Source organism: Pseudonocardia sulfidoxydans NBRC 16205, assembly GCF_007989085.1.
GTDB classification, from domain to species: domain Bacteria; phylum Actinomycetota; class Actinomycetes; order Mycobacteriales; family Pseudonocardiaceae; genus Pseudonocardia; species Pseudonocardia sulfidoxydans.
Genome location: NZ_BJVJ01000062.1, coordinates 24,579 through 36,027 on the forward strand (window position 1 = coordinate 24,579; position 11,449 = coordinate 36,027).

An 11,449-nucleotide genomic window follows, 5' to 3' on the forward strand; every position below is an offset into this window, starting at 1 on the left:
GAGGGTCGCCCACCCCGGCGCTACTGCAGCCCCGACCATCACCGTGAGCACCGCGCTGTGCGGCGTGGAGCGTCTGCGGGGGTAGCCGAGGTAGCGGCCACCGCCCCGGCCGGATCGTCTGCTCCGACACCGGTTGGTGGGGACGCACCGGCGGGATCGTCGACCCCTCGTTGTTCGAGCATCGTGATGGCCGCGGATGCGCTTCGGAATCTGCCCTCGACACGGGGCCAGATCCACCAGCGGCGGTTCGCGACCGACGCCCAGCGCCGCGCGGAGCTCAAGCGACTGCAGGCCGCCCGGGTCGCCCGCGGCCGTCGCGTGCGGCGCCTCGTCGGGGTGGCCGCGGCGATGGGTGTGTTGGCCACCGGGGGCACGGTCGTGGTCAAGAACCTGCCCGCTGTGTTCGACCCTGACCATGTTCCGCGGGCCGTCGCTCAGGCCGACTGGGAAGCCCAGGCCAAGATCTCGCTGGCCTCGATCGATTCCCAGCTCACCACCATCACCGCGACCGAGGCGGTATGGGACAGCCAGATCGCCGCGCTCTATCCCGGCGCGGTCCCGGCGGCGGTGACCGCGATGCTGGATCGCAAGACTCTGCTTCAGCAGCAACGCGCAGCGTTGCAGGGCCAGCTCGCCACCCTCGACCAGCTCGCAAGCACCCAAGAGCAGCTGGCCGCCCTGGACCGGCAGATCGCCGAGATCACCACGATGCTCGACGCTCTCCCCGCCGGCAGGCTGACCCCCGACCAGCAGCTTGTCCGCAACTCGCTGACCGAGCGACGTGATCTGCTACGTCAGCAGCGCTCTGCCCGCCAAGACGACCTCACCCGGCTCCGGCAAGGCGTGCAGTCCGCGGAGACTAGCCCGATCCCGGACCCGACCGACCAGACCAGCGCCCTGACCGCGCGGGTCTTGGACTTGCGCGAGCACCGCCCGACCCGGTCGCCGAGCGGGCAGCCACCGAGGCCTCCGATCACCAGCGACAGCGACCGCCGTGACGCCGCGGTCCTGGCCGACGGAGCCTCCTCACAGGCCCGTAAGCCGGTAACTCCGATACGACCGGTCACCGACACCGTCTCGGGGACCAGCGACGCGGTGACCCAACCGGTACGCGACCTGGCCGAAAGCTCGTCTACCCCCCGCCGCGCCAGCAGCACCGACAACTCCGGCTCCAACTCCGACTCATCCCGCTCCGGCTCATCCGACTCCGGCTCTTCCGGGTCGGGTGGCTCGGGCTCCTCGGGGTCGGACTCCTCGGACTCCTCCGGGTCGGGGTCGTCGGCGACGAAGGCGGCGAGCGCGCCGAGCACATCTGATTCCTCCGACTCCGGGGATTCCGGATCGGGCGGGTCCGGTGGCTCGGGCTCCTCGGGAGGCAGCGGGATGTCCGCGGCCGATGCGTACCGCATGGCGATGAACACCCCGCAGGGCCGGATGGCTTCCGGAATCGGGCGCATGTCCGGTTCACCCATGGGCTGACGGCCCGGCCTCGGTGACCGGCCTGCGATGATCAAGGTGGTGTCGAGCGCAGTGGTGTCGAGCGCGGGAGCCTACGAGCCAGACCGCCAAGATGAGCTGATGGGCGATGCCGAGGCGGTCGGCGGGCGGGCGTTCGTCCACGAGGTGACCTACCTGGCCACCGAGCTCACCACTCGCGACTTCAGCTGGTCCGGGCACGGCCCGGAGCCTGCGGGGTATCGGCAAGCGTGGCTCGATCACGTACAACAGATCATCGCTGATCGGCGGGCTCAGCTGCGGCCTCGCCAGGGCTGACACCCGACGACCAGGGGATGATCTTCAGTACCTGGACAAGGTGATCGCCGTGCCGCCGATTCCGGCGCCGCCACGTCTAGTCTATGACATTCATCACTGCCAGGCTATTTACGCACGCACGGCACTACTGACCGCTACGCCACCAATAGTCTGTTCGGTACCGAACGAACCCACTCGGATCAGTGATGGTGTTACACGTTCTGCCGACTGCTGCATTGAGTCGCAAGACCAGTGCGCGCTGGCGCTCACCCGGCACGCCCAGTTCGGCACCGCACGACCAGGCGTTATTCGGCGCTTGCAGAGTGCGAGCATCCAAGAAGTTTGCATGTGCAATCGTTTAACGGTCACCTCTGCCGCTCGCTGCAACGAGACCATGACTCGCAGGCCACCACCAATGGCGGATATGGCGAACACTCGGGAGATGCTGAGCTTCAGACCGCGCAGGTTGCGCAACTCTGCACCGAACGAGCACAAGAAGAGAGGCCCACGTGCTTCGTCGCTTGGCAATTTTCACGGCAGCAACTGCCGTCATGCTCGCAGGATTCGCTGGGCAAGCGAATGCGGCAACGTCGAATCCGCAGCCGCCACCCGCCGCCGGCTCCGACGTCAAGCTCGCACCGAATGGGAAGGTGGATAATCCCGATACTCACAAGACAGGGCCGGCAAAGTCAACGCTGACTGGCGCTGACAGCAGCAGCCCGAAGGGAGGAGTGACCACCCAACAGGTTGCTCCGAACCCCTACGGATGCTATGGGCAAACGGATTTTCCGCACCAGTCGAGCGGGGACGCGAGCACTCATTCGCGCACAGTCTGCTCCATCAATCTGGTCGAGCTTCGCGTAACGAATGACATGTACCGCGGTCGCTGGTACGGGCCGGAGTACCTGGCATCCGGGAGCAACTTCCGAAACTACGCTACGAGCAGCAACGATGCGGTAGCGCGCTGGCGTTGCGCAGGGGTCGGAATCTACACCTACGAGACGGATTCGAACCATTCCGCATTTGACGGCGGGCAGTGGTACTACGGCGGCACCACGAACAACGCCAGGTTCAACTGCTGATCAATGAAGTTAGAGAGGAAATCCGCGGTCCCACTCATTTCCACTGGAATCTTGAACGGTGACTCGCTCGAATCGGCCGGTGATCTCAGCAACCCAATGACGTCGTCCGACCTGGGCGACCATTAATGACAGCCCGGCGCTCTTTCCAGCATGAACACGGATCTGAGGGAGCGCCGGGCTGTCGCCATTTACAATTTGGCCATAGATGTACGAGACCGATTCCTTGCGCGTTGATGCAGTATTGCCTCCTTCCACTAGCGTGAGACCGTGTGTCTCGACTGCCGTGGCTGAGCCCGTCTTCGTCAAAATCTCAAATGAGTGATCAGAGGTCTCACGGAACGTCGTGCCACTATGAGGCAGCTCTATCGAGGCCATACCAACCCCCAAGGAATGTGCGAATGCTCCGTCGATCGTTTCGCAGCCTAGCAGCCGTGCTCACCGCCTCGGTAGTGGTTTCGCTAGCTGTGGGCGCGTGCGCTCCTGGAAATGAGATTCAGCCCGACACCACGTCGGCTAGCGTTCCGCTATCTCAGGTCGACCTATCGCCAGAGATCGCGCCGAACGCTTTCCTAGATGCCCAACCTGGCCTACTTCTCTCGAAAGATTGGGTCACTCACGGCAAATATGAATTGCTGAGGCCGGCTCAGCAGCTGGTCTGGCCAGAGGCGTCAGTGGCGAGTGGTGAAATCAAGCTCGACACGAGAAGTGAGCCGGTGCGCCTTGATCTGAGATACATTCTCGATGAGCTTCCGGCAAGTGGCGTTCCTCGGGACGATCCCCTGGTTCAATCGTGCTCGACAAATGCATCCACGGAAGACCGAGCTTCCTGCACTCTGGTCGAACGAGGTGATGCCGTTGCGGTGCAATTCTTGGCACCCAAGGCAGCCAAAGCTGTCATCCTCAACGCTGCTTGGTTCGCCTCGCCCACCGACCGCGGCAGTCTCACCGATGCTCCAGGCTTGAACAGCATTTCGGTCGGCTGGCGCATCAAGGGGTGACGCCGGCGATTTCTGGCCGAAGAGGGAGGGCCGAGCAGGCGAAAATCAGTGACCGTTTACGTTGTAGGAATTGGAGAGTAGTTCCGCGGCCAAATCGCGCAGGCCTGCTACGGCCGAGAATCGCGGGTCGTCGGCTGGGGCGTGGCCGTCGGCCTTGGCCTTGTCCCACATGGCGTTGACGTGGTCAAGCAGTGCCTGTCGGGCAGCAGACTGCGCGTCGAGCGCGTCTTGATTCAGCTGGCCGAGCGCAATCAGGTCGTGCGGGGTGAACCCGTCACACAACTCGAGGGCCATTTCCTGGTGATTCAAAACCCCTCCAGCGCTTTCCACTGAATCATCGTGCCAGTATTTGCCCCGCCGTGCCCAGGACAAGTAGCCAGTGGTGTTATCTGCGGCTGCGGAGGGCGGCCAGGATGCCGAGGCGGCGGGGGTGGCGGTCGCGGTCGGGGTCGAGGATGTGCTGGGCGAGGATGCGCCCGGTCAGTTCGGCCTCGCGTTCGCAGCGCCACTCCGGTGAGCCGGGCTGGAACGGTTCCCCGCAGCGTCCGATGAGGGTGGTGATGGTGGCCGGGGTCAGGCGTAGCCCGTGGGCGAGCTCGGTGAGTGGTTGCGGGTTCGCCGGTGCGCCGTGAAGTTGGTGCTCGCAGATCATGTGACCGAACTCGTGACAGGCGACCACGGTGCGCGCGAACGGGCTGGTACGCCGGTCGACCCAGATCAGGTCGTAGGCGGCACGGCCTGCCACGGCAGGTCGGGGGCTCCACAGCCCCGCGGGGAGCCCGGCGATGCCGGGGTCGCTGATCTGGACCTCGATGTCGCGGCCGCGCACGGTCTGCATCTGCAGCCGCAGCTCATCGAGGGTGTCGGGTAGCTCGGGGAGCACCTGACGCAGCCGGCGCTGGCAGCGCGCCAGCATCTGCTGGTCGGACTGGTCGGGCTCTGCGGTCTGTCGTTCGCCCGGGCCGGGGTACTGCTCGGCGGTGCTGCTCACGATGGCTCTCCTGGCTGCTAGGCGTGGGTGTCAGTGGGTGTGGCGCGGGAGTGCGGGGCAGTCCGGTCGTCGCGGTAGAAGATGTCGGCGGCGGCGGCGACGGTGTGTCCCTGGGCGCGGGCGCGGTGGACCTGGGCGAGCCAGATGACCTCTTGCTCTTCGGTCGCGGCGCCGCCGAGGGCGCCGAGATCCGCGCTGAGGTTCTCGGTCGGGTCGTCCGCGACCATCCCGGCGACTCCGATTTCCAGACACACCGCGGCGGCGAAGGCGCGGGCGCCGCTGGAGCTCAGCCCGAGCTGGCGCCCCATGCGCACCGCACGGTCGGCGTCGGCGGGCCGTACCCAGCGCTGGACCAGCCACATCCGGTCGCGGATCTCCACGACGGCCACGAACATGTCCGCTGGCCCACCCCCACCAGTCCCAGTCCCCGTCCCGGTGCCGAGGCCGGTGGGGGTGGGGGTGGGGGTGCGTTCGAACAGCCATCGGTGCAGTTCGCGGACCTGCTGGTGCAGCAGGGCGGGGTCTTCCCCGCGCCCACGCAGCAGCGGACCGGCCCCGACGGCCAGACCGGCCGCGACGAGCAGCGCGAGACCGCCTTCGAGCACGGTGAACAGTGCCGGGTTGAGCCCGCCGCCGCGCACCAGCGCCACCACCACCAGCACGGCACCGGTAAGTGCCCAGGCCAGGACCGCGCCGGCGAGGGCGACGATCGCGGTGAGGTCGCGGCGCAGGGTTCCCGGGGCCAGGTCGCGCAGCGTCGTGGTGCTGGCCTGGGCCAGCACCACGGCGGCGGCGACAAAGAACAGGTAGAACCCCAGCAGCGAGACCAGCACACCGGTGCGCCCCAACATCGGGAGAAACCCTTGCGGGACAACGCTGGCCGGCCCTGCCCAGACACCGACGACCCATCCGGCCACCGCGACCGCCCCGGCACCGGCACCGGCACCGGCCAGCCGAGGCCGGCACCGCACCCGCAGCTGCGTGCAGGCCAGCAGTGCCGACCCGGTGATCAGCAGCAGGTTCGAGATCAGCACGCTGAGCCCGAGCCGGCCGGTGAGAATGTCCAGGGTCGCGCCGAGCGCGGCGATCCGCAGCGTCATCCCCGCGGCCAGCACCCCGATCCACGCCACGGTGCGCAGCCGGGCCCCCCCGCGTCTCGAGCCGACCAGCACCGCGAGCCAGAGCAGCACCGCGAGGACCTTGACGGCCGTGTCGACCGCGGTACTCACCTCACCCCACCCGAGACCGGCCCGGGGCCGGGGCGCCCGCTCACTTGCCGCGCCGCAGGATGCCGCGGCGGGTCTTCTCCTTCGCCTCCAGCTGCCCGATGAACTCCTCGACCGCCTGCAGCGACTCCTCGTCCTGCAGATCACCCAGCCGCGCCCTGATCGCGAGCTCACGCGGGCGGCCCTCGTGGGCAGCGATCACGTCTTTGAGCTGGGCGTGGATGCCCGCGACGGTGTCCTTCTCATCAGCGCTGCCGTTGTCGGGGTCCAGCAGCAGGTAGGCCAGCAGTGCTGAGGCCTGCCCAGGCTCGGGCTCGGTCCGCGACAGGTACTCGAACGCGCGCGCCAGGCTGGCCACGACCGACCCGGAGGGATTGCCCCGCTCCCCTTTACGCAGCAGGTGCAGGTGCCCGACGGTGATGGCAGGACGCCCCTCCAGATGCGCCATCGCGCGCACGACCTGCCCACTCGTCCACGGATGACGTTCCCCCACCTCGTTGGGTGGCTGCCGGTAGGCGTCGAACACCACGTTCAGCCGGTCCGCGAAGGTCAGCCCCATCCCCGCTCCTCTCCGAGCATCTGTCACCGGGCGACCCGGCGCGCACACGGCCCGTCTCGCAACAAACTCGCCAGCGCGCACCGTATAGCGGCGCCTGCGCCCAGCCTTATTCAGCAGGTACCCGGGCCGGTCATCATGCCTACACCGTACAGAACCATACGGCCCGTAGCTAGAAACAACACTCCGCAGAGAAGTTCCAATATGTCATCACAGTCGACGAGAGTTTAATCTCTAGGCTACTGTCATGCCCGGCGGAGATGCCGTCGAACGGGTGCAGGGAAGCAGGACGGTGGGCGTGGGTCGGGGTCGGGGCAGTAGCCAGCGCGGCGGCGCCAGCCCTGCGTGGCAGATAGCCCCCGGTGTCAGCCCTCCTCCGAACCCCACTGCCACGCCGCCGCCGCCACAGCCGCAGGCACCGCCGCAGCAGCAGCTACTGCCGCCGTCGGGGTCGCGGCTCGAACTCCCCCCGCCACCGCCTCCGCCAGCACTGCCGCGTCCGACACCACCGCCTCCTTCGACGTCGACGCAGTCTCCGCGCGTGGCCCCGGTTTCCGGCGACCGTGTACCCGGCGGGGCCGTGACGGCGGCGGCGCCACGCCCGGGACTCTCGGGGCCCGGACATGCCGCTGCCACCGGGCCTGCCTCGGCTGAGCTCCGGCCCGCTGGACTGGTGACAGGAGCTCACGGGGCACCCGCCCCGGCTGGGACACAGTCGTTGCGGGGCTTGTTCGGCGCCAGCGGCGGCCCCGGCGCCGGTGCAGGGCAGGACGGTGTCGTGGGGCAGGGCGGTGTCGTGGGACAGGGCGGTGTCGTGGGGCAGGGCGGTGTCGTGGGGCAGGGCGGTGTCGTGGGGCAGGGCGGGGCGCCGATCGCACCGATGCACGGGGGCGCTCGGTTCGTCGAGTCCGGTGGCGCGGAGCTATGGCTGCCCGACGCGACCGCTCCCGCGGTCCGATTGATCCCGCCCGCCCCGCCTGCGCGGCCCGGCCCCGCCAGGGGGCCGTTGGCGCCCCCGCCCGCATCTGGCGGGGTGGCGGCAGCATTCGCCCTGGCAGGGCGTGCTCGGCGTAGCCCCCGCCGCGGGCTCCGGCGCGGCCTCGCGACCATCCCGATCCCGACTGCCGGTGCCGCATCAGACCCTGGTCCTGCCGTTGGTCCTGCCGCTGGTCCGATCGGTGAGGGTGGGCGTGACGCGGTTGTGGCTCCGGTCGGTGAAGGCGAGGGAGCCGCCTTCGCCGCCCGGTTCGTTGCAGAGTTCCTGTCCTGGGACGAAGACGACCCGACTCGTCGCGCCCAAGTCCTACGGACCCTGCTGCGAGACCCCAGGGGCACCACCCTGGGGTGGTCGGGCGCGGGCAGACAGCGTGTGGAGCTGGTCCTTCCGGGGCGGACCCTGCGCACCGAGTGTGGTGGTCTGATCGTCGAGGTCACCGCGCGGGTGCTGAGCTTCCACCGCGTCTGTCCGCGTCCCGACATCCTCGCGTCTGCCACCGACGCCGACCCGGCGACGATGTCGTGCTGCCCGCCACCAAGTGCGGCGGGCTGGGCTGCGGGTGACTCGTCATGGACCCGCCTGGCCCCGCCCGTGGTCCGGCTGGCCACCGGCGAACTGAAAGTCGATCTGGCGTTGCAGCCCACTGCGTCCCCACGTGAGGAAAGCCCAGGCCGTCACGGAGGCACCCAGCAATGACCGATACGTCCGCGTCCTGGATTGAGGACCCGTCTCTGATGCCGTGGCGTTTCACCCTCGACGCGCCCACGAGCACGGTGACCCTCACCCCCACGGCCCCGGCCGGTTCCACGCCGACCGCCCCGCCGACACAGCCGTCGACCCCACCGCCGCCCGATCCGTCGTCAGAACCGTCGTCAGAACCGTCGTCAGAACCGTCGTCAGAACCGTCGTCAGTGCCGCCGACCGGATCGCCGTCGGAGCCGCCGTTGACCCCGCTGCCGACGGTGGCGGGTGTTCCGCCGTCCCCGCCCGGCGCCGCGACCCATCCAGCGCCTGAACCTGCTGCTCCTGGCGAGCAGACCGCCCCCGCCAGCTCACCGCCCGAATCGGGGCCGGATCCGGCGCAGGCCACTGTCATCGCGCTTCGCCCGGTCCGGGCGACGCCTTCCGCCGCAGAGCAGGTCACGGCCGGACTGCCCGACCCCACACATGGTCCTGACCCCGGCTCTGGCTCGGGCACCGGCTCTGGGCCTGGTGCGGACACAGAGCCCGACGTCGGTACCGGCGGCAAGGCAGGGGCGCGGGCTGCAGCGGCTGAGCTGAGCGCGCCGCGGCCGCCGACGCCGCCCGCCGTCGTCACGGTCGCGCAGCCTGCCCGTCCACCCGCACCTGCCCGTCCTCCCGCACCTGCCCGTCCTCCCGCACCTGCCCGGGCACCCGCACCTGGCCCGGCTGTGTCTGTGCCGGCGGCTGGTGGTGGGTCCGTGGTCGACCCGGTTGCGGCGGCCAACGCGCAGGCGCCCACGCTCCCGGTCGGGTTCGACACCTACCTGCGCGCGCAACTCGCCGCCGCACCGCCGCCCCGCCGCGGGGTGCGCGGGTGGGTGTACTCGTTGTCCGGTGGCCGGGTCAACCCGGGCGCCTCCGCCCGTGAGCTGGCCGAACGTGACTACCTCGACCGGATCCGCACCCCACTATCGGGCTGGCACACCGTGACCGTGGCCAGCACCAAGGGCGGAGTCGGGAAGACCACCACCTCGGCGTTGCTGGGTCTAACCCTGGCCGAGCACCGCGCCGACCGGGTCATCGCGATGGACGCCAACCCCGACGCCGGGAACCTCGCCGACCGCCTCCTGGGCCACCCGGCCACCGCGACCGTTCGCCAGCTGCTCGACCGTCCCGACCTCGACCAGCTCGTCTCGTTCACCGACGTCGCCCGGTTCGTCAACAACGCCGGCCGGCTGCAGCTGCTGGCCTCAGATCAGGACGCGGCGAAGTCCGAGGCGTTCAACCGCGACGAGTACCGCCGGGTCCTGGCGCTGCTGGTGCGGTTCTTCAACATCGTCATCACCGACTCGGGCACCGGGCTCATCCACTCGGCGATGACCGGGGCACTGGAGAGCACGCGCAGCCTCATCGTCACCGGCGCCCCAACCATCGACGCCGCCGGGCACATCGACAAGACCCTGGATTCGCTGGTCGCGCACGGGTTCGACGAGCTGGTCGCCGACGCGGTCATCGTGTTGAGCTGTGACCGGCGCGCCCGCAGCGTCGACCCGGCCGCGTTGCGGTCGCACTTCGAGAACCGGTGCCGGGCGGTCGTGGAGATCCCCCGTGACCCGCATCTGACCGAGGGCGGCCAGATCTACCTCGACGCGCTGCGTCCCCGCACCCGCGCCGCGGCCCGTGAGCTTGCCGCGCTCGTGGCCGACGCGTTCACCTGGGACTTCCCCACCCCTCGGGGATTCACCACCGGACCGGGGCGGTAGCGGTGGGTGTGTCCGCGCTGGCCGTGGCCGCGGTGATCGCCGCCTCGACCCTCACCGGCCCCCTGCTCACCACCCCGCCGGTCCTGCTCGCCTCCCCGACCGCCACCGGCCCGACCGCCACCACCATCACGACGGCGGCGGGGTGCGGGTGGCGCCAGACCGCCTCCGACCTCTACGCCGCTCTCGCGAACGCCGGCGACGCTGCGGCGGCGCGGCTACGCGACAGCCTCGCCGCGGCCGGGGTCGGCACACCTGCGTTCACCACCAACTGCGGCACCGGCAACGGCGGTACTACCGGTGGTGGCGATACTGCTGGTGGGCGCGGTGGTGTCGGGGCGGGGAGCTCGTGCCCGGTCGGGGACCGTCCGTACTTCGGCAAGGCCGACTGGTTGTGGAACCCGATCCCCACCGGTGCCCGGCTGGATCCGCAGTCCGCTGCGATGGCCGGCGGGCTGGCCTCGGGCGATCACATCCTCAACACCGGTGAGTTCGGCGTCGCGCTGGTCAACCCCGACCAGATCAGCGCCTCCACCCCGCGCGCGACGGTGCCGCTGTCGGAGAACTGGGGCGGCAACCCACTGGCCGGGCTGAAGGTGCCGGTCCCGGCCAACCTGAAGATCCCGCCCGGCTCCGACGGCCACGTTGCGATCGCCGACCCGAGCACCGACACGGTGGTCAACCTGTGGGTGACGAAGAAGACCGGCGCAGGGCTGGCCGCGAACTGGGGAGCGGCGACCGCACTCGACGGGGACGGTCGCGAACACAGCGGCTCCTCCACCGGGGCGGGCATCGCCCGCTACGCCGCCGTCGTGCGCGCCTCGGAGATCGCCGCAGGCACGATCCCGCACGCGCTGTTCTTCTCCACCAACATGGTCAAACCCGGCGAGGTCCGCTACCCGGCCACCAAGACCGACGGCTCGAACATGGACGGCGTCGGCTCGCCGATCCCCGAGGGCGCCCGGGTGCAGCTCGATCCGAGCATCGACGTGGACACCATCCCCGGGATCAGCAGCGGCGAGAAGGCCATCGCGAAGGCCCTGCAGACCTACGGCGCCTACGTCGGGGACAACGGCGGCGCCCGGATGGCGTTCATCGCCGAGTACGCCCCCGACTCGAACGCCTACAGCCAGGCCGGCCTGTCCGGTGACTTCGTCGCCCTCGACCACATCCCCTGGGCCAAGCTCCGCGTCCTGGCCGACTGGAGCGGCGGCACCCAGACCACCCCCGCCGACACCGGGACCGGGACCGGGACCGGGACCACTGACACCGGCGCCGCCGACACGACCCCCCTCGACTCCGACTCGGACTCCGACTCGGGCTCGGGCTCGGGCTCGGGCTCGGGCTCGGGCTCGGGCTCGGGCTCGGGCTCGGGCTCGGGCTCGGGCTCGGGCTCGGGCTCG

At 69.7% G+C, this 11,449-nt stretch carries 9 protein-coding genes; 5 read left to right on the forward strand and 4 right to left on the reverse strand.

The features are described 5' to 3' along the window. Positions 1–186: 186 nt before the first annotated feature. The 3 genes from PSU4_RS23465 (at position 187) to PSU4_RS23475 (ending at position 3,832) form a co-directional block, all read left to right on the forward strand. Positions 187–1,479 carry an AAA family ATPase gene (locus tag PSU4_RS23465; protein WP_246115295.1) on the forward strand — a complete coding sequence of 431 codons (1,293 nt, stop codon included), beginning with the start codon at positions 187–189 and terminating at the stop codon, positions 1,477–1,479. 27 nt (positions 1,480–1,506) lie between these two features. Beyond that, positions 1,507–1,773: a hypothetical protein gene (locus tag PSU4_RS23470; protein WP_147112496.1), complete on the forward strand. Its 267-nt coding sequence runs from the start codon at positions 1,507–1,509 to the stop codon at positions 1,771–1,773. A gap of 1,492 nt (positions 1,774–3,265) precedes the next feature. Continuing rightward, positions 3,266–3,832: a hypothetical protein gene (locus tag PSU4_RS23475; RefSeq protein ID WP_147112498.1), complete on the forward strand. Its 567-nt coding sequence runs from the start codon at positions 3,266–3,268 to the stop codon at positions 3,830–3,832. Positions 3,833–3,877: 45 nt separating this feature from the next. On the opposite strand, the gene PSU4_RS23480 is transcribed toward PSU4_RS23475, so the two are convergent. Genes PSU4_RS23480 through PSU4_RS23495 form a run of 4 tightly spaced genes read right to left on the reverse strand, consistent with a single transcriptional unit; the run spans position 3,878 to position 6,608 of the window. Continuing rightward, entirely contained in the window at positions 3,878–4,162 is a 285-nt protein-coding gene (locus tag PSU4_RS23480; protein WP_147112501.1) for a hypothetical protein, read from the reverse strand. A 55-nt stretch (positions 4,163–4,217) separates the two neighbouring features. Beyond that, a complete protein-coding gene (locus tag PSU4_RS23485; RefSeq protein WP_147112504.1) occupies positions 4,218–4,823 on the reverse strand; it encodes a zinc metalloprotease in 606 nt (201 codons plus the stop codon). Between the two features lie 17 nt (positions 4,824–4,840). Further along, positions 4,841–6,052, reverse strand: coding sequence for a DUF6545 domain-containing protein (locus PSU4_RS23490; protein WP_147112507.1), 1,212 nt, complete (start codon positions 6,050–6,052; stop codon positions 4,841–4,843). Between the two features lie 40 nt (positions 6,053–6,092). Then, positions 6,093–6,608 (reverse strand): hypothetical protein, encoded by a 516-nt coding sequence (locus PSU4_RS23495; RefSeq protein ID WP_246115296.1) that lies wholly within the window; start codon positions 6,606–6,608, stop codon positions 6,093–6,095. Between the two features lie 2,436 nt (positions 6,609–9,044). Here PSU4_RS23495 and PSU4_RS32540 point away from each other — a divergent pair. Further along, a complete protein-coding gene (locus tag PSU4_RS32540) occupies positions 9,045–10,049 on the forward strand; it encodes a MinD/ParA family ATP-binding protein (RefSeq protein WP_246115297.1) in 1,005 nt (334 codons plus the stop codon). 2 nt (positions 10,050–10,051) lie between these two features. Then, on the forward strand, positions 10,052–11,449 hold a 1,398-nt coding region (locus PSU4_RS23515; protein ID WP_186817144.1), incomplete at its 3' end, for a hypothetical protein.